Annotated in this window: 18 protein-coding genes; 7 read left to right on the plus strand and 11 right to left on the minus strand. The window is 44.3% G+C overall.

Annotated elements, in window-relative coordinates:
- Window positions 1-57: 57 nt before the first annotated feature.
- The 3 genes from V6668_RS04135 to V6668_RS04145 form a co-directional block, all read right to left on the minus strand.
- Window positions 58-1,713, minus strand: coding sequence for a leucine-rich repeat domain-containing protein (locus tag V6668_RS04135; protein WP_235200700.1), 1,656 nt, complete (start codon window positions 1,711-1,713; stop codon window positions 58-60).
- A gap of 394 nt (window positions 1,714-2,107) precedes the next feature.
- Window positions 2,108-2,986, minus strand: coding sequence for a GNAT family N-acetyltransferase (locus V6668_RS04140; protein WP_338707763.1), 879 nt, complete (start codon window positions 2,984-2,986; stop codon window positions 2,108-2,110).
- Window positions 2,987-3,246: 260 nt separating this feature from the next.
- Window positions 3,247-3,453: a DUF2536 family protein gene (locus V6668_RS04145; protein ID WP_076329555.1), complete on the minus strand. Its 207-nt coding sequence runs from the start codon at window positions 3,451-3,453 to the stop codon at window positions 3,247-3,249.
- Between the two features lie 389 nt (window positions 3,454-3,842).
- On the opposite strand from V6668_RS04145, the gene V6668_RS04150 reads away from it, so the two are divergent.
- A complete protein-coding gene (locus V6668_RS04150) occupies window positions 3,843-4,817 on the plus strand; it encodes a tRNA dihydrouridine synthase (protein ID WP_076253803.1) in 975 nt (324 codons plus the stop codon).
- Window positions 4,818-4,912: 95 nt separating this feature from the next.
- Here V6668_RS04150 and V6668_RS04155 read toward each other — a convergent pair whose 3' ends face one another.
- Entirely contained in the window at window positions 4,913-5,968 is a 1,056-nt protein-coding gene (locus V6668_RS04155; protein ID WP_338707764.1) for an ankyrin repeat domain-containing protein, read from the minus strand.
- A gap of 252 nt (window positions 5,969-6,220) precedes the next feature.
- Between V6668_RS04155 and V6668_RS04160 the strand changes: the two genes are divergently transcribed.
- Together V6668_RS04160 and V6668_RS04165 are read left to right on the plus strand one after the other, a co-directional pair.
- Window positions 6,221-6,790 (plus strand): SF0329 family protein, encoded by a 570-nt coding sequence (locus tag V6668_RS04160; RefSeq protein ID WP_338707765.1) that lies wholly within the window; start codon window positions 6,221-6,223, stop codon window positions 6,788-6,790.
- Window positions 6,791-6,960: 170 nt separating this feature from the next.
- Window positions 6,961-8,127, plus strand: a complete 1,167-nt coding sequence (locus V6668_RS04165) for a cobalamin-independent methionine synthase II family protein (RefSeq protein WP_338707766.1) — start codon at window positions 6,961-6,963, stop codon at window positions 8,125-8,127.
- Between the two features lie 191 nt (window positions 8,128-8,318).
- Here V6668_RS04165 and V6668_RS04170 read toward each other — a convergent pair whose 3' ends face one another.
- Both V6668_RS04170 and V6668_RS04175 read right to left on the minus strand, forming a co-directional pair.
- Window positions 8,319-8,897: a GNAT family N-acetyltransferase gene (locus V6668_RS04170; protein ID WP_076329551.1), complete on the minus strand. Its 579-nt coding sequence runs from the start codon at window positions 8,895-8,897 to the stop codon at window positions 8,319-8,321.
- Window positions 8,898-8,941: 44 nt separating this feature from the next.
- Window positions 8,942-9,709: a TVP38/TMEM64 family protein gene (locus V6668_RS04175; RefSeq protein WP_076320008.1), complete on the minus strand. Its 768-nt coding sequence runs from the start codon at window positions 9,707-9,709 to the stop codon at window positions 8,942-8,944.
- 159 nt (window positions 9,710-9,868) lie between these two features.
- Here V6668_RS04175 and V6668_RS04180 point away from each other — a divergent pair, with 159 nt between their 5' ends.
- Entirely contained in the window at window positions 9,869-10,561 is a 693-nt protein-coding gene (locus tag V6668_RS04180; RefSeq protein ID WP_036668346.1) for a response regulator transcription factor, read from the plus strand.
- Complete coding sequence (locus V6668_RS04185; protein ID WP_338707767.1) at window positions 10,554-11,897, plus strand: HAMP domain-containing sensor histidine kinase; 1,344 nt, start codon at window positions 10,554-10,556, stop codon at window positions 11,895-11,897. The genes V6668_RS04180 and V6668_RS04185 overlap by 8 nt, the downstream gene beginning before the upstream one ends.
- A 199-nt stretch (window positions 11,898-12,096) precedes the next feature.
- Here the strand turns inward: V6668_RS04185 and V6668_RS04190 are convergent, their stop codons facing one another.
- A complete protein-coding gene (locus tag V6668_RS04190) occupies window positions 12,097-13,632 on the minus strand; it encodes a carboxylesterase/lipase family protein (RefSeq protein WP_338707768.1) in 1,536 nt (511 codons plus the stop codon).
- An 81-nt stretch (window positions 13,633-13,713) separates the two neighbouring features.
- Here V6668_RS04190 and V6668_RS04195 point away from each other — a divergent pair, with 81 nt between their 5' ends.
- Window positions 13,714-14,523, plus strand: coding sequence for a helix-turn-helix transcriptional regulator (locus V6668_RS04195; RefSeq protein ID WP_017690624.1), 810 nt, complete (start codon window positions 13,714-13,716; stop codon window positions 14,521-14,523).
- Between the two features lie 2 nt (window positions 14,524-14,525).
- On the opposite strand, the gene V6668_RS04200 is transcribed toward V6668_RS04195, so the two are convergent.
- Together V6668_RS04200 and V6668_RS04205 are read right to left on the minus strand one after the other, a co-directional pair.
- On the minus strand, window positions 14,526-14,729 hold the full coding sequence (locus V6668_RS04200) for a hypothetical protein (RefSeq protein WP_074093540.1): 204 nt from the start codon (window positions 14,727-14,729) through the stop codon (window positions 14,526-14,528).
- A complete protein-coding gene (locus tag V6668_RS04205; RefSeq protein WP_338707769.1) occupies window positions 14,730-15,893 on the minus strand; it encodes a glycoside hydrolase family 27 protein in 1,164 nt (387 codons plus the stop codon).
- Between the two features lie 517 nt (window positions 15,894-16,410).
- Here V6668_RS04205 and V6668_RS04210 point away from each other — a divergent pair.
- A complete protein-coding gene (locus tag V6668_RS04210; protein WP_338707770.1) occupies window positions 16,411-17,118 on the plus strand; it encodes a DNA alkylation repair protein in 708 nt (235 codons plus the stop codon).
- A 219-nt stretch (window positions 17,119-17,337) separates the two neighbouring features.
- Here the strand turns inward: V6668_RS04210 and V6668_RS32195 are convergent, their stop codons facing one another.
- Both V6668_RS32195 and V6668_RS04215 read right to left on the minus strand, forming a co-directional pair.
- Window positions 17,338-17,418: a putative holin-like toxin gene (locus V6668_RS32195; protein WP_370739116.1), complete on the minus strand. Its 81-nt coding sequence runs from the start codon at window positions 17,416-17,418 to the stop codon at window positions 17,338-17,340.
- 277 nt (window positions 17,419-17,695) lie between these two features.
- Entirely contained in the window at window positions 17,696-18,271 is a 576-nt protein-coding gene (locus V6668_RS04215) for a TetR/AcrR family transcriptional regulator (RefSeq protein WP_100526358.1), read from the minus strand.
- Window positions 18,272-18,418: the final 147 nt, after the last annotated feature.

Raw genomic sequence — 18,418 nt, forward strand, 5'->3', positions numbered from 1 at the left:
TTCAATATCATCCATTAATTATAGTAGGTCTAAAACTCCCATCATCCCAGCCGGGAATTAATACACGTGCACACCCGTACCAAGCACGGATTTGTTTTGTACGGAATTACCGGATAGGTATACCTTTTGCAGATTAGGCAGCTGGCTTAGGGTCTCGATATTGGAAATCGCATTGTTCTCGAGATGAAGCTCTTCTATGGCCTGCCAGTTACTCATGAATTCTAAAGAATCCAAATTACTATCCTGCATGGTGAAGGAACGTAGAGCGGACATGTTGGCAAAGTAAGGCATCATTTGATCAATTTCAGTAACAGAGGTATTGTTCATGCTAAAATATGACTGGTTTAAGGTCAAATGTTCAAGTACGCTGTTCTTCGCGGCCGCCTTTTGTTCAAAGTTCAGCCTACACTCGGAGCACACCAGAGATTTCACCTGCTTCAAACGAAATAAGGCATCGCTTTCCTTGAACAGTGACGAGTCGTAAATTTTCAGAGTCTCTAGGCGGGACAAGCCGTCCAGGGCGGCAAGACGGGTTATTTCACTGATCTCCCAGAGGGAAAGCTGCTTCAGCTTCGGAAATTTCCCCAGCGCAGCCAAGTTCAATTCCCCACTTCCGCCACGGAGCGTCAGACTGGTTGTAACCGGGGCCTTTAGCCCGGGGAGAAAGGAGCTTGGAATTTCCACTCGCTCTACTTTAGGCAGTTTCAGCGCTTCTGCATTTTCGTAGTAGCCGGACAACGTTAATTCCCGCAAAGAGGGCAGACTGTTTATGGCCTTTACCGAGCCAAGCTCACTTAGAGAAGCCAGGCGTAGTGTGGTAATAGAGTTTTTGCCGGTCAAGCGCTCCAGACTGGAGAAGTTTACATTTTCGATATCTAACGTTTGTAGAGCAGGCATATTTTGCACAAAGTCGATGGACTTTACGTTCGTTAAATAGGACAACTGAAGCTCCTGAAGCTGGGTCAAGGCATACAGCGGCTGCAGGTCTGTGGTTTCACTGTACTGTATAGACAAGGATGATAACCCGGTCATGGACGACAACCATCCGAGTTCATCGACAAAGGTGAGCGACAGGGACTTGATTGGCAATTGGTTTAACAAGTGAAAATCTGTTACGGACTCATCCACATAGGTAATGGATAAAGAGTTCAGATTGGGGAATTCCAGTAACATAGCCAATTCCTGATTGCTGCGAAGCTGAGTGGTAAGCTCCGTAATTTTAGACTTGTCGCCAAAGTAGCCCAAAAATGTACTAAAGGATTCGTTAAAAGCGCCACCATAACTTTTTAATCCGGGCATATGGGCCAAAGTGGTTTGGTCCGTCTGGGATATTTCATAGGTATTCGTCAGGTCCAATGCCGTCAGTCCCTTAAAAGCTTCAAAATCTCGCTGATCAATCCGCTGGCTATTCAGTTTCTTGTCCTGAGTAATATAAGTGATCTTCTCGGCCTGTTCATCGCTGAAGGGATCGGAGAGGCTATATGTAAACTTCCACTGATCATTCTCCGAATGCTCTACGGTTAAATAGCGAATACGAGCCAATTCCTCCTCTGTTGGCAAGGCGGCCCCTTTATCAAAGATATCTCGCAAAAATGAGAGCAGAACCTCGCTTTCAGGCATCTTTCGTACAGGCAGATTGGCTTCTGTTTTTGGATAGGTGGAGCTGTTGCTATAATAAAAATATGTACCGATCGCGCCAGTTAGGATTAACATCAGTATCAGCATTACCTTTACGGAGGCAGTCTGCTTCGGTGGTACTTTAGGGGGCGTTCCATGGTAATGATTAATAGTCTGGTCTACGTAATAGACATGATTTTGCTTCAATAAAAGTTCTGTTTCACAATAGGGACACTTTAAAACCTCATCCTTCTTGTATTCAATTCTTCCGTTGCAATTGGGGCAGTTTAGCGGGATAAACGCCACGAATGTCCCCTCCTTCATTATGATGGTCATAAGATCATGCTGAACGGTCATCTGATTTCATTATACCTTGTGAATTTACGTTTGATGAGAGAAAGAAGTTTCACATAACGAAGGAGCAGGGAATCCTGCTCCTTTTTGATCTTTTTTAAGTATGGTCTGGTGGTAGGTCTTATTAAATAAATCATCAAGCAATAGATGTAATCGGATGTTTAACGTGCAGAGGATACAGATGTTCACCATGAGTTCTTACAAATAAACCTTCATTGGTGATCGAACTTTTTAGATCAAGACCGTGATCATCTGGAGTGAAATGAAAGGTTATTTTCTCCGTACCTTCATCTGCAATCTTATCCAAGATATATTTCATATTCATTTCGTTTAAGCTAACAACGTCGAAGAGCTCAATATGATTGTCTTCTTTCTGATAAATAACAATGACGTTTTCGTTTTCCAAGTAATAAATATCATCACTAAAGACATTGAGGCAATAAAACATGAGTATTCCTTGAGCATAATGGGTTGCGAAATGGTGAGAAACAGGCAATCTTTCCGATGCCAATTTTTGAATAAGACGTAAATCATCCGCGTTAGTTACATTTAGTTTTCGGATGTTCGCAGGCTCAGGTGATTTTTTTACCGTATAATTCATTGAAAAAAGATGTTCTTCCACAGGTTCAAACCCAAACTTGGGGTAAAAATCAAGCACCGATTCATTGGCAAAAAGGTACATGTAATCGTACTTGTTCTCGTATTCCTCTAAAACTTTATTCATTAAACGTGTAGAGAGTCCTTTCCCCCGATAATCAGGATGTGTCATCACCGTGCCGATTTGAATCGCTTTTTTCTTCTCACCGTGAATGATGAGCTCAAGGATGTTAACAGAAACGTTGGCAATAACCTGGTCTCCATCGACATATGAATAAGGGATGTAACGCTCGCCCCAGTATCCTTGTTGATACCAATCTTCAAAATTGATCTCAAACGTGTTGACAGCAAGCTCGAAAAAACTCTTGCGCAGCACTTCATTGTTTTTATAATTCTTCATAAATATTAATTCTTGCATGGTATTACCCCCTTAATCCTCAAAAATGACTGTTTGTAAAGTGGTACGATCCCGTATTTAACTATGTAAAGTATGATTACAGGTGAAATTCTGCTTATAAGTTGTTGTTGGTTAAGCAAGATTTGTAACAAGAGAAAGTGGAGTTTGATATGGAAAGAGACGCGAGCGAATTCGCGTCTTCTTTTTTGCATGCTTTATAGGATATGCTTAAATGCAATTGCGTCAGTGAACTGTTTTTCACTATTGAAAATCTTGGTCCATTAATTTACGGCAAAATGCACGATTGCACTATATAACATCTTGTTGCGAAAAGGGTCAAACGTTACTTGATGTTGAACTTGTTTCACGCGCAGCATTAATGCTTTGTTCATTCCGATTCGTTCTTCGATCGCTCGTTCCAGTTCACGGAAGTCATAAGCCTGTAAACATTCGACTTTGTCTTTGATCATATCCAGTGAAATTTCCATATATCATTCAGGCCTCCTTAAAATCTCGATTTGCAGGTTAAAAGCCTGTCGAGCTTCATTTTAGAGGAGCTTTTCCAGTTCGGCAAGAGCAATCGGGCTGAAAATCTAATAAAGACGTGATAAAATTGGGAAAGGGCAATTTTGAGATCATCGAACTTCCATTAATCTGAAGATCTAATGGAAGTAATAACAGATACTGCTGTTTGAACAAAGTTACATTTGCATGGTATAAGTGAAGAAGAAGCTAGGACACCATAATGTGAATCGTAACGAAACTGCGAATGATCATGTAAATGATAGGCAAGCAGATGCATGAGTTACGAGTTTTACTATTTTAACTATTAAATGAGGACAAAGACTGTCCTGGAAGGTATAGAGGAGCTTTTGAGATGACAAAGGAAAACTTTTGGCGTGAATTGCCACGACCATTTTTTATACTGGCACCCATGGAAGATGTGACGGATGTGGTGTTTCGGCATGTCGTAGGTGAAGCGGGAAGACCAGATGTGTTTTTTACGGAGTTTGCGAACACAGAGAGTTATTGTCACCCGGAGGGGCACCATAGTGTGCGCGGGCGTCTGACTTTTACAGCGGACGAACAGCCGATTGTGGCTCATATCTGGGGAGATAAACCGGAATTCTTTCGTGAGATGAGTATCGGTATGGCGAAAGAAGGATTTAAAGGCATCGATATCAATATGGGTTGTCCGGTAGCGAATGTGGCCGAGAATGGAAAAGGAAGCGGCTTGATCTGCCGGCCAGCCCTTGCGGCGGAGATTATTCAGGCGGCGAAAGCCGGGGGGCTGCCGGTCAGTGTAAAAACGCGTCTCGGATTTACTGAGGTCGATGAATGGCGCGACTGGTTAACCCATATTTTGCAACAAGACATCGTGAATCTGTCCATTCACTTGCGGACGAGAGAAGAAATGAGCAAAGTAGATGCTCACTGGGAATTGATTCCTGAGATTAAGAAGCTTCGTGATGAGATAGCTCCTAATACACTGCTGACGATTAACGGGGATATTCCTGACCGTGAGACAGGCCTGAGACTCGTGGAGCAATATGGTGTGGATGGTATTATGATTGGGCGCGGTATTTTCCAAAATCCATTTGCTTTTGAAAAGGAGCCAAAGGAACACAGCAGTAAGGAATTGCTTGATCTGCTAAGGCTGCATCTGGATCTCCATGATCAATATTCCGAGCTTGAACCACGTTCGTTCAGCCCGCTGGCCCGTTTTTTCAAAATCTATGTTCGTGGCTTCCGCGGTGCTAGTGAGCTGAGAAACAGCTTGATGAACGCCAAGACCACTTCTAAAGTACGCGAATTGCTCAATGAGTTTGAAAGTAATGAACAGGCGGAGTAGAGTAAGGCGTTAATCATGGATACGGAGTATAATTTAGATAGATTTAATAGAAAAAAAGAAGCGGTAACTTTTCCGCTTCTTTTTTGCTTTGCTGTTTAACGCGTATACGCAGGTTTCTCCATAGCGACCGGCTGAGGATTGGCAAGCACCCATAATACCGCTAACTCGGATAATCTGGCAGGCGCATCAAAATCGTATCCATTGTGAAGTCTGCTGACCAAGTCTGCTGCCTCTTGGAGAAGTGCGGGGGCGAGTGGCGCACCAGAGCCCAGGTGAAGAATCAGTGCATCCAGCATCTTGCGATACTCCGCATCCCAGTTTCCACCGCCATTATCCAATACTTCATGGGATACACGTCCTGTTATGCGGATGACCTCTCCCTGCACCGTTTGAGCGTGGCCTTGGGCCGGAATGAGATATTCCCACAGCTCTTGGTGCTGTTTGGTCCAAGTGGTTGCCTTTACCTGAATGGGGGAAGTCCCATCGTGCATGATCCGATTCGCTACCGGCTCAACATCAAATAACGGGTACAGTTTGATCAGCGCATCTGAAACTTCATCGACCTTGTCCTTATTGAACTTCTCACGGACGAATTCAAAATCCTTACCGATCCGCTTCACCGATTCTTTCATATCCGGGGTGACCGATGCTCCGGCATCCAGCAGAATTGCGGCAATCTCTGCCAGACTGACTATATCGCTATTCCTGCAATTGGCTAACCCCTTAGCTAATGGCGTATTTCCCTGTTTATTTTCAACGTTAATAGTAGCGCCTTGGTTTACCAACTCTTGAACCACTTTGGTTCGATACCCATTGACCGCTGCATGTAACGGAGTTTCATTTTGGTAATCCACAGCGTCCAGATCCGCACCTAATTCAAGGAACAGGGGTACATTTCCTGACCAGTGTGAGGCATGGGCATGTAAAGGCGTACGTTGATATTTGTCGCGTGCATTAATATCTGCCCCTTGCGCTACCAGCCAGCGGACCAATTCATCCGATATTTGACGAAAGCTGAGGGTCGTACCTTTGCTGTAGCCCCCGCGGGCATCCCATTCGCATTGTTCGAAAATTTCTTTTACGGTTGCAATATCATTATCTTTAACGAGTTTTTCCATATGAGCAGGTAAGGTTGCTTCCTTCGTAGCCATTACACTCTTCCTCTCCTTTGTGAATAACAACGTATGTTCCAATGGTAGGCTATGACGATTTAATAGTAAGTAGATAATTTTCTGCAATTTTATCACATAGGGGATTTTAAAACCAATAACTGGGTTTCTTCCATCATCCATTTGGTTTGCTATGTTATAATTTAGATGAATGTTGATACTGGAGACGGATTGAAAAATATTTGAAATGATCGCCGCAATTCATGCGGTAGGCTTTTGATAATAGGAGGATCTATGTCCTGGAGTAAATTGAAGCAACAACTGGAGAGTTTTCTTAGTCCTGCGTTAGTTGGAAGGGTGGAGTACCGTGCCACCAGCTATAGCTATTCACCTGATAAATCAGGCAATTGTTATATTACTGTAGATAAAAGGAATGTACTCAACATGAGTGATACTACAACCCCAATTCGATGGTATCAGTCAGAGCAGGAGATCAAGAGCGACCCGGAAATCATGATTCCTGTGAGCGATGAAGAGATTGAAGCTATCAGAAAAGATTCCAAAGGACCCATTCCCGAGGATCGTCTTCAAGTCATGGCAAGAAGTAGAAAAATCTCCGTACTTGCCAAAGAGCTTTTGTTGGCTCAGACCGCACTTAGTAAATCGAATTTTACCGTTGCAGCTACGACGTATTTATCCACTTCTATAGAGGATAATCTGGAGAGCAAGGATATCTTGTTTAATATTCTGGCTTTAATGGACAGACGAGTTGGCAAAAAGCGAATTCTAAATATGTCGGAGCAGGTCAAATTAAAGCATCCAGCCGTTCAGTATTTTTATGAACTGCGTCGTCGTACGGTGTGAAATTGAATAACGTTCACGGATAGAGGTACACTGTGTCGGTGACGGTTTCAATGAAATCTGTCTAATAAGTGGATATAGCTTTTAACTATAACCAGTTATGGTTTTTTAGTATCCCTTCTAACTGCTCTCAGCGTGATATGATCATTGTATACAACGAGGGGGTTTTTTACATGACTGATAAGTTCCAGATCGTAGGAAGTTTATTGCGGCCGGATGAGCTGCTGAAATATAAAACGCAAATTGAACATAATGATGATATCCAATATCCGTTCTATGAAAACTACGAAGGATATGAGAAGTGTGAGACAGAGGCAATCAAACAAGTTGTCGCAAAGGAAATCGAACATAACTTGTCCGTGGTTACCGATGGCGAATTCTCCAAATCGATGTGGCATCTGGACTTTGTATGGGGATTTGGCGGAGTGAAGCGTTACATCGCGGATCATGGCTATTTTTTCAGAGATGTGGACGGAACTTCGAAATATGAAACACGCAAAGATATTGGACTGCGCATCACTGATAAATTGAGTGGAAAGAACCATCATTTCATTCAACTGTTCCAACAACTGCAAGACATGGCTGGCGAGCAACAAACGAAACTTTGCGTACCGTCACCTTCCCATATTTTCGGTGAGCTTTCCTGGTCAGATAACATTGGCGGAACGGATGCTGTATATCAAAACATACAGGAGCTCAAAGAGGGTCTTGTGATCGCGTATAAGGAATTCGTGGAGGAATTCGCTGCAGTGGGTGGTAAAATTTTGCAATTCGATGATTGCTTGTGGGAACTGTTTGCAGACGACAACCCGAACTCTCCTTTTACAGGGGAAAATATTAATCAAGATGAAGTAAAGGGTCTCGCTACCGAATTCATTGATATTAATAATACCGTGATTGACTTTGGTCATAGCCTTGGCTTGAAAATGTGGACACATAACTGCCGCGGCAATTATGATTCCCGCAACATGGGTGGTGGATCGTATGCCAAAATTGCTAATCTGTTCCTGAAGCAATTGAAGTATGACCGTTTCTTCCTGGAGTGGGATGATGATCGTGCAGGTTCGATCGAAGCCCTGGAAGTGTTCAAGGACAGACCTGAAACGGAAATTGTATTAGGTTTGCTTTCATCCAAAACGAGTACACTCGATGATGAAGCACGTGTTGTCCGTTTGCTGGACGAAGCTTCCAAAATCATCGATAAGGATCGGCTGCTGTTGTCTCACCAATGCGGCTTTGCATCTTGTGATGGAGGTAACGAATTAAGCGAGGCTCAGCAATGGGCGAAGATTGATCAAGGGCAGAAGATTGCAAAGCAATATTGGGGCAGCACCGTCTAGAATTTAAGCTGAATGTATTGTGACCTTATAAATACATTGCTCGATCAATAGTGTTATGCACGATAATGAAACGGCGACTTTTCCTCTGGAATCTATCCAGGGAGAAGCCGCCGTATTTGTTGTGGAACGTACGTATGGGTACGTTCTCATTTCTATAACTTTTTTAAACTAATGATGGGGCTTGTCATTCTTTATTTCTGAGATTCACGCTGTGCCAGCCATTCCTTTTTCAACAAAGCATATTGATACGTATTCTCGTATTTCGGTGTGCCGTCCTCATTTTTGACAAATGAAACGAACTCCAAAAAAAGACCCTCCCGGCGCATGCCCAGCTTCTCACACAGTTTCTGAGAACGGAAGTTATCATCCTCGACATATGCGTACAATCTTCTTATTCCCTGTTCCATAAAGAGATTTTCGATGAAAGCATTGGCGCTCTCACTGGCGTACCCTTTCCCTTCAAATCTGCCATTAAAATTCCAACCTATACTATACGTATCTGAATTCGAATCTTTATCCGTATCGGAATCCCGATCTTCCCTCATACCAAACAGCTCACCGATCAACTCGTTACTGTCTTTCAGGCAAACCGCGATATGGGAATCGTCACTGCTTCTTTTTGCGACCTCTGCCGCCGCATCTTCCAATGTTGAAATTTGTTGATCCATAAAACAATTCACTCTGGGATTTGCTGTGTATTCCAACAGTCCGGCTGCGTCCGTTAAGGTGAAATTTCTCAGGATTAATCGATTGGTTTTAAGTATTTGCATAAGATGATATACCTCCGGTTTTCATATCAATAGATTGGCTTTGTTCATGTTGTATCTCTTTTTATTTTACGAGACTCCCTATTCGTACTATAACTGGGTATAGCCTTGGGTTTGGCTTTGGCTTTGGTACTGTCTGACCGGGAGAACAATCCCACCAATTTCTCCCTATAGATATAACCGAGTACAAACCCGATTACAGCGATAACAGAAATAATAATGGCGATGGTATATTGTTGCATATGAATCGTGGACCCTACAACGGTAGATGCGATGATCCACGGCAGACGACCGACGATAAGGATCGTGAAGAACCTAAACGAACTAATCGATGTAAGTGCGGCGACAAATACAAGCATGTCTTTGGGCAAGCCGGGAATTACGAAAAAGATGAATAAAAAGGCGGAGAACTTCTTCTCATCATGAATTAACGACATCCACTTATTATTTTTCTTTTGCATTAGCCGTGAAATATAAGCGCGACCGATAAAACGAGTAAAATAAAAAGCAATCGCTGAGCCTATAATCAAGCCTATTGTAGTATACAAGGACCCAAGTGTAACCCCATAGATATAACCGCCTGCGATCTGTACCACTTCTCCTGGAATGGGTGCAACCACGATCTGAAGAATCTGGAATAAAATAAACATGACCGGACCCCAATGGCCTGTTGAGTGAATATACGCTCTGAAGTTGTCCATGGAAGACATGATTTTAATAATGGCAGGAGAATAATACACCAGTAGACCAATGGACAACATGATGAACAGACCCAACAATATGTTAATCATTACTTTTTTCGAAGTTTGTGGCATTCCTGACGACCCCTTTGTGTAATAACTTCTACATATTTACAGTATAAGACGAAATTATTAAGAGATACCTACATAACTTCTGAAGAATTCTTAAGTCGATTGTATTTGCTGGTAGTCGCTAATAGCGCATATTATACTGAAATTAGACGGAGGGATCAGATGAGCAAGAAAATTCTAATTGCTGATGATAACAGTGAAATTCGTGAAATTGTAAGGATTTTGTTAGAGAGTGAGAATTATGAAGTGATTGAAGCGATAGATGGTCAAGATGCGATTGATAAAGTGAACGAAGAGACGGATCTCATTATTTTGGATATGATGATGCCCAATAAATCGGGGCTGAAGGCGTGTCTGGAGATTCGTGAAAAAACAAGCGCACCGATCCTGTTTCTCACGGCGAAAACGCAGGATTCTGACAAACAATTGGCCTTTTCCTCAGGCAGTGATGACTTTTTGTCCAAACCCTTTTCCTATACAGAACTTGTTTCGCGGGTGAAGGCTTTACTGCGGAGGTATTATGTATATCGGGGCAAGGAGAAGACCGAAGAAAAGGACCAGATTATCGTTAAGGATCTTACCGTCCATCAGGATTCAAAAGCCGTGTTTGTTGGGGAGAAGGAGATTGCTCTAACTGAAATTGAATACCAGATCTTGCTGCTGTTGGCTAAGAAGCGACGAAAGGTATTCTCGGCAGAAAATATATATGAGAGTGTTTGGGGGCAACCCTATTTTTATACGTGTAATAACACGGTGATGGTTCATATTCGTAATTTGAGAGGCAAACTGGAGGATGACCCGCAGAACCCTAAATATGTGAAGACTGTTTGGGGGAAGGGGTACAAAATTGAATAGATTATTAATCGGAAAAAAGCTGAAGATTAAACTGGTTCTGGCGGTTGTCATTTCTTTGGTCATTTCCATAAGTGCACTCGTTATTTTACAAGTTGTTGGCGAGACTGTATTGGATAGTTATTTAAGCAAATCCACTTTTGTAGAGAACAGGCAGCAAGATGCGCTTGATCGATTTGAAGCATTTGTGGATAACCAGAACGTGTCAACCCGTGATCATGAGGAATTGTCTGCTTGGATAAGACATGAGCGCTACTTAAATCTGTATATTTTTGCAAAAGACAAATTGATATTTTCCTCCAACACGGAGATTGATCCTGCCATTAATGAAGAGTTGTTAACTCAATTCGTGCCATCAAAAATACCCATCACCACCATCCATTTTGCGGATCAGGATGCCCAGATATACTTGGTTAGCTTTTATGAGTATCAATACTACAACCTCATTCTGATTATTGGTGTTTTCATAGCGGCCATTGTGTTTATTGTTTCCTTTCTACTGATGATTAATAAGAAAACATCTTATATTGGCGTGCTTGAACAAGAGATCAAAATACTCGAAGGTGGAAATTTGGATTATTCGATTACGATATCCGGAAAGGATGAACTGTCATCTCTGGCCCAGAGTATTGATGAGATGAGGAAATCATTTGTGGAGCGGCTGGACAGCGAGGAGAGGGTCAGGATGGCCAACCGTGAATTGATCACGGCGATTTCCCATGATTTGCGAACGCCACTCACGATTCTATTAGGATATATGGATATCATAGAGCTTAACAAATATAAGACACATGAGGATCTGTTGCAGTATATTCATAATAGCCGGGAGAAGGCCTATCAGATCAAAGTGCTGTCAGACAAACTATTCGAATATTTTACGGTATCCTCTGCCGCTGAAGAAGAGGAAGTAGAATTTGAAATGTATGAGGGCAGAGCACTTATCGATCAACTTATAGATGAGCAATTAGTGGTTTTGGACGATATAGATGTGCAGGTTCAGACAGATGCACATCATGAGGAGTTTTTGCTGGAAATCAATCTGGTCGCTATGCGTCGCGTAATGGATAACATATTTTCAAATATTCGAAAATACGCCGATCCAGGGCATCCCGTTCATATCCAGATTTCTTTGAAGCAACAATGGGTCATTCTTGGGGTGGAGAATAAGATTAAACGTGTTGGCAAAAAGAATGATAGCAACGAAATTGGGCTCGTTAGTAGTCAGAAAATGATCCAGCAGCATAACGGGACGTTGACGGTATCGCAGGAAAAGGATATCTTTTCACTACAGATTACGCTACCTGTCATCTTCAACAAACCAACACAGACTCATATATAACGAATCTCTTGGAATGATGCTGATTGTCTTACGTGGGATTTCTCTGGTTGTCTGATTTTGTTACCTTAGACTGCTGTAGTGGAGTAACTTGCTAAATAGGCATAGGCGAAAGAACATCGCTCTACCATTCACAATATACAAAAAGAGCCATGCGACAGCATGGCTCTTACATATATCCTGAGAGGAGAAGCCTTATGTTTTAAACAACAGGTGCATTCTGTTTCTTGAAATATTGTTCAATTAGAAACCCGAGCATTGGTCCGGACTCAGCCTTCTGTAATTGAGCCTGATCGCCAAATTCTATTAGATACGGCTGTTCCGAAGTACAAGGAGTCCAATGAGGCATCAGCTTTCCGGTGGAGTCCGAACCGTTTGGGTCACCTGTAGCAATAAAGTTGGATAAGTAATTACACATCTGGCGAGCCAGATCATAATGCTTGCCTGTGAAAGGCCGCCAGCATTTGGCAAGTGTTTCGAAGAAGAACCACAGATCAACGGAGTGAAAAGTACCTGGCTGATCCCAGCCCGGAATCTCGGCGTCGAAGTTATAATAGTAGAGAGGCGTTTCGGACAGATGACCGCTGTTCGCACGGATGGCGAGCAGAATGGCATGTTGGATCATGCGGACCGATGCTTGTTGCAGAGCATGTTCGATTTGGCCGGAATCAGCCTCACATAGCTGCAAAAAGGCAGGAGCATCCTCGCCAAATAGCTCCACAGCCATCTGCTTCAGTTCTTCCAGATTGGCTGCGGCGGGACGGGTCCAAAATTCGGAAGACGTATGCCCCAGCATTACGGGGATCGCCTCGCGCTCCTGCTGAACAAAACGAGTAAACGGATCGCCTGCGCAGAATTGTTCGTCGATGACGGTTCCCCAGAAGCTTTTGTATTCGAGTGCTTTGTCACGGAGATATTCAGCATCCAGTTGTCTCGCCTCAGCCAGGGAAGATACGCCCAGGAAGCCAAAAAATTCAACCCCTGCTTGCTCTGCATCCCTTAGTGTGGAGCGGACAGAAGGCACGCGGACCTTCGGGTACAACTCGGTAGCTATACCGCTCATGATGACGGCTCGCTGGAACAAGCCTTTATTTTGCGGAGAGGTCATCTGGCTGAGTACACTTCCTCCGCCTGCCGACTGTCCGCCGATGGTGATCTGGTCTGGATCACCGCCAAAGGCGGCAATGTTGCGTTTGACCCACTGGGTACCTGCTTGCTGATCAAGATGACCGAAGTTGGCGGGTGCATGGGGGGATTCGGCACTAATCTCAGGATGGCACAGGAAGCCAAAGGCATTCAGTCGATAATTAATCGTCACAACGACAATACCTCTACGAGCGATTCGCTCGCCATCAAATTCCATTTCGGCCGTATGGCCGACTTGCAGGCCTCCGCCAAAATACCAGACAAAAACAGGCAGCTTCTCGTCCGTGCGTTTGGCGGGTGTCCAGACATTCAGATACAGACAATCCTCGTTCATGGGCAGGTCGGGATCAACGGCCCATTCGCGGGTATAGATATTGTTATCATCGATGACTGTTGGGGCTTGCATGGAGATGGGGGCAAAATCAAAAGCTTGCAGTACACCTTCCCAGTTCGACTGCGGCTGCGGAGCGCGCCAGCGGTTTTCACCTACAGGAGGTGCGGCAAAAGGAATTCCCTTGAAGCTGGTAATCCGCGGGTCCGCCGCGGGCAGTCCTTGCACTTGTCCATGTTCTACCGTAACCATTCTAAGCATACAACATTCTCCTCTCTGGATTTAGCATGTAAGCGTTACCGAACATCTGATCAACGTGGCATTAGAAAGGGGGAATCAAGGTTGAATCCGATTTGGCATGAGAGCAGTAGAGCCAGTAATTTGTATTTTATCAGCGGTGGTCACAAGCCAGCTAACCCTCACCAATGGGGGCCAGGCGTGCGTGACGTTTATGCGCTGCACTATATTATCCGCGGCCAAGGGACGCTGGAGACGGGCGGTCGCGTTTTTCGGCTCGTTACGGGGGAAAGCTTTATCATATTTCCGCAAAAGGAGATTTACTATTATCCAGACCCGCAAGATCCATGGGAGTACGTCTGGGTGGAGTTTAGCGGTGAGGATGCCGGGCGGTTGCTGGGGCTGACACAGCTCTCAGAGGTACAACCCGTGGTGACGGTCTCGCCGGAGACATTGCAGCCTTTTTTCCACCTTGCCTGGAACGCGGGTGCATCATCTTATGAATTACTGCGGGCGGATGCACGTTTGCGTCTGCTGCTCTCCTACTATATGGAGCATTATCCGAAAGAGCCGCAGGTGGACGCCAAGGATTATGTCTGGCTTGCGAGAAAGTACATCGAGCAGAACTACTGGAAGCCAACATTGACCGTCACCGAGATCGTAAAGGCAGTTAATCTGGAGCGCAGTTATTTGTTTCGTCTGTTTAAGGCAGCAACCGGCAAGTCTGTTTTGGAGTATATTACATCCTGCCGAATCGAGCGCGCCTGTGAACTGTTGAAAACGTCGGGCCTGCCGATTCAATCGGTAGCTTATTCTGTTGGTTACAATGATCCGTTATATTTTTCCAAAGTATTTAAGAAAGCAACTTCACACACGCCAACATCGTACATGATGCTGCACGGGACCAAGGCATAACGTTAACGGAACAGGGCGCAGTTCCCGGACTCTCGAAAATAACGGATCAGCTTCTCAATAGGCTCACGTCCACAGTTCAGCTTCACTCCTATACAATCAATGCACAGAAATTGCTGGGCAGAGCGCGAGATCAATTTGAGGTAGATGCCCACATCGTCTGAAGAGAGCGGGACCTGACAGGAGGTGCACAGGCGATGTTGAGCCATCTATTTCACCAGTTTGGCCCGGACGACGAGGCAATCATGTGCTGCGACAACGGGAGCGAAGCGTTCACGGAATACGCCAAGCTCTTGATGTTCCCAGCAGTCATACAGGGAAAGGGCATAACCGGCAGCATAAGGCAGACCCATATCCCAAAATTGCAAAGACAATTCCCGCTGGCTGTCGCTCAGGTTGAAGAAACCAATAGCTAGATCACCATCTGTGAGTACCTTCACCAGCATAAATACATCGTCCGTGTGAAACCATTGCGGTTCTGGTTTAATGCGGTAAGCTCCGCGCGCTTCTACATCCTGATTGATAGCGATCAGGTCAGGATTCAGGAGAATATCTTTTGTGATCTGGTTAGCCTTGCGCACGTCACATCCGATCATTAATGGGGAACCCATCATGGACCAGAGTGAGAAGTGGGTTTTATATTCGATGTCGTTGCATCCGCCGATGCTGCCAATATAATCATTGTTGCTTCCACCGTACATACCAACAATCAGCATATCCATGTCGTTATGGCAGAAGGAGCCGGTGTAGCTTTGTTTGCCCAATTGAGACAGGGCAAGTTCCTTCACTGAATCCCAATTGTCACGGATATCGCCGGTGGAGCGGTACATATGAGCCCCCGATTCGCGAATCCAATCGTATACATCGTCAGCTCCCCAGTTGCAGGCGGAGAACAGGATATCGCGTCCGCAGTTTTTGAGCGCAAGGCTCATCCGTTTGTACAGCAGTTCTCCTGAGATATGGCGCGGCTTGAAGCAGTAATCATACTTCAAATAATCAACGCCCCATTCGGCAAAAAGGACAGCATCCTGGAATTCATGCTCGAAGCTGCCTGGATACCCGGCACATGTATGTGTACCCACGCATGAATACATGCCGAACTTTAGTCCTTTGCTATGGATATAATCAGAAAGCGCTCTCATTCCACTCGGGAATTTATCCGGGTCAGCCACCAGATTACCGCTCGCATCCCGTTCCTTCAGGCTCCAGCAATCATCAATGACAATATACTCGTAACCAGCGGCCAGATAACCTTCCGATACAAACACATCAGCGACATCCCGAATTAATTGTTCGTTAATATCCCACGTAAAGGTATTCCACGAATTCCAGCCCAGGGCAGGGGCGAAGCCTAACACTTGATTGTTGCTCATGCTCTCGCATCCTTCCTCATCTCGGTTTTGTTAACAACACTAAACTGAACATAAACGATGAGTGACGTATCCTGCCATAGCTTAACGTTGCTTGGACATGGACATATGTTGCTCTGCTTGTGCTGGGGGAATCAGCTCTTTCCAATCAGGCCCTCGGCAGGTATTCAGAAGTTGCCAGTAGAAGCATAAGAAAGGAAAAATGTCTGTCTGTGAAGAAGTTATATCTATCTTTTCAGGGATCTGTGCGAAACAAGGGTATAGATGTTATGATCGGTGATAATGCTCGAACAGGATGTCAGAGCAACAGGGAAATCTGAATAGTATTCAGTTCTTTCAGGAAAAATACCCCAGTGGGGAATCCCTCATACGAATGGTAACAATCCCGCCGGGACGATTATGCATATGGCAGAAGGGTTCCAATTGGATAATGTGCAATTTCCCATCGGTTTTTCGTTAAACATAAGTGTCTGTTTGATATGATCAGATATATAATTTATAGGATTGGGAGTGTCACGAAATGAATCTAGATGAAGTGATGCAGGAGCTTGAAGCGCTGGGCAAAGAACGAACGAAAAAAATCTATATCTCCAATGGTGCGCATGAACCGCTATTTGGCGTGGCAACCGGGGCGATGAAACCAATGGCGAAGCGGATCAAAAAGGATCAACCTTTGGTAGAGCAACTATATGCAACGGGGAATTATGATGCGATGTACTTTGCGGGCGTGATTGCCGATCCTCAAGCGATGACGGAAGCTGATTTTGACCGTTGGATTGACGCTGCTTATTTTTACATGATCTCTGACTTTATCGTTGCTGTGACGTTAGCCGAGACGGATATTGCTCAAGAAGTTTCGGATAAGTGGATCGCCAGCGGAGATGAGCTGAAAATGTCAGCAGGATGGAGCTGTTACTGTTGGTTACTCGGCAGTCGAAAGGATGCTGAGTTTTCGGAGAATAAACTGATGGAGATGCTGGAACAGGTGAAAAAGACGATTCACGAATCTCCGGAACGAACGAAATATTCGATGAACAATTTCCTGTATACCGTTGCAACATCCTATCAACCGTTGCACGATCAGGCAGTGGAGATAGCCAAGGCTGTGGGACCTGTCGAAGTGAACAAGGATAAGCCCAAGAGTAAGCTGCTGAATGCCTCTGAGAATATCCAAAAGGCAGTGGAAAAAGGGCGGACGGGGTTCAAGCGTAAATATGTAAGATGCTGAAATTTTCGCCGTAGCGTCAGTTTTAACATACGGAATATATGGTTATCGTAGGATTGAAATCCACAATCTCCATGTTATAATGAGGACAGAAACAGCTTATAATGCAAAGAGAGCCGTGCGCTAACACGACTCTCTGATGCAATAGCCGCTTTTAAGGGCGGTGGGCTTAACAAACAGGGTACCGACTAAATAGACCGCATCCCTTAGCCAGAGGGCGGTCTATTTGTCTTTATTGGACAGCAACGCTACAATCAGCAAACCGAAGGTAAGCATTAGCATAATTGCTTCAAATACTGTCACAAGGCATCACCTCCCTTCCGGGAGATTAGCCGACCGCCCATATAAGCCTTTCCATTGCTCTGTGAGTATACCATATTTTTCTTGGAGCTAATAGATGAACAATAATTCGTTTTTATAAAAGTTTGGGAATGTTAATGACCTCGTACTTTGAGTGCGAGAAGAGCGTTACGGTGGCTAGTATGGAAGTTATTTAGTTGCAAACAGATAAGAAAAACACGCCATTTATAGGCGTGTTTTTTGTTGACAGCTAGTTAATAAGCATATAGCAACATCGAGGCTACATATCGTTCCTTTTAACCATTTCTTTGGCTTGCTGCCTGCCCGCCGAGAGAAAGCTGTCGCTAAGCTCAGGATCACTAACAGAGCGTGCAAGTACAAGCGAACCAACCATTGTACTGAACAGTGCACGACCGCTGGACATATCGATCTCAGCCAGATTGGAGATAAAAGTGATCATCCGCTCCAATTCATGGGTGAACACCTGCCGAACCTCTTCGGACGAACGGGATATTTCGCTGGAAAGGGCGGGGAAAATACAGCTCATTTCTGTTTGGTCGCGGTGATACGGACTCAAATAATAATCGATTACTTTATTGATTTTGGGATTTTGCTCTTGCTGATCAGCCACGTTCTGTAGAAGTGCAATGGTATCACTGATGGCATATTCGCAGGCTTCGGCAACTAATTGTTCCTTGTTGTCAAAGTGTGAATAGAACCCTCCGTGAGTTAATCCAGCTCCCTTCATAATAAACGGGACACTCACCTCCTGGATACCATTGGTGCGAAAAGCTCGAGCCGCACTTTCAACAATCTTACCTCGTACTTTTATCTTATGTCCTTTGGGATAGGGCATGATCATTCACTCCATAGTTTCATCATTATGCTTTTTAAAATATTATAGTCATCATAATAAAGCCTGTCAATTTGGCGACTGAATATCAGTTGATTTAGAAAAGGGCCAAATACGGTTGTTGACGGTCTTAAAATATGATGGTTATAA

The organism is Paenibacillus amylolyticus, from assembly GCF_036894225.1.
Classification (GTDB): domain Bacteria; phylum Bacillota; class Bacilli; order Paenibacillales; family Paenibacillaceae; genus Paenibacillus; species Paenibacillus amylolyticus.

Coding starts and splice junctions, on each gene's coding strand:
- V6668_RS04175 (WP_076320008.1), bottom strand. CDS start 9,709: ATGCCACAAACTTCGAAAAAAGTAATGATTAACATATTGTTGGGTCTG.
- V6668_RS04160 (WP_338707765.1), top strand. CDS start 6,221: ATGTCCTGGAGTAAATTGAAGCAACAACTGGAGAGTTTTCTTAGTCCT.
- V6668_RS04165 (WP_338707766.1), top strand. CDS start 6,961: ATGACTGATAAGTTCCAGATCGTAGGAAGTTTATTGCGGCCGGATGAG.
- V6668_RS04205 (WP_338707769.1), bottom strand. CDS start 15,893: ATGAGCAACAATCAAGTGTTAGGCTTCGCCCCTGCCCTGGGCTGGAAT.
- V6668_RS04150 (WP_076253803.1), top strand. CDS start 3,843: ATGACAAAGGAAAACTTTTGGCGTGAATTGCCACGACCATTTTTTATA.
- V6668_RS04200 (WP_074093540.1), bottom strand. CDS start 14,729: ATGGCTCAACATCGCCTGTGCACCTCCTGTCAGGTCCCGCTCTCTTCA.
- V6668_RS04135 (WP_235200700.1), bottom strand. CDS start 1,713: ATGTTAATCCTAACTGGCGCGATCGGTACATATTTTTATTATAGCAAC.
- V6668_RS04145 (WP_076329555.1), bottom strand. CDS start 3,453: ATGGAAATTTCACTGGATATGATCAAAGACAAAGTCGAATGTTTACAG.
- V6668_RS04190 (WP_338707768.1), bottom strand. CDS start 13,632: ATGCTTAGAATGGTTACGGTAGAACATGGACAAGTGCAAGGACTGCCC.
- V6668_RS04215 (WP_100526358.1), bottom strand. CDS start 18,271: ATGCCCTATCCCAAAGGACATAAGATAAAAGTACGAGGTAAGATTGTT.
- V6668_RS04210 (WP_338707770.1), top strand. CDS start 16,411: ATGAATCTAGATGAAGTGATGCAGGAGCTTGAAGCGCTGGGCAAAGAA.
- V6668_RS04180 (WP_036668346.1), top strand. CDS start 9,869: ATGAGCAAGAAAATTCTAATTGCTGATGATAACAGTGAAATTCGTGAA.
- V6668_RS04140 (WP_338707763.1), bottom strand. CDS start 2,986: ATGCAAGAATTAATATTTATGAAGAATTATAAAAACAATGAAGTGCTG.
- V6668_RS04155 (WP_338707764.1), bottom strand. CDS start 5,968: ATGGCTACGAAGGAAGCAACCTTACCTGCTCATATGGAAAAACTCGTT.
- V6668_RS04170 (WP_076329551.1), bottom strand. CDS start 8,897: ATGCAAATACTTAAAACCAATCGATTAATCCTGAGAAATTTCACCTTA.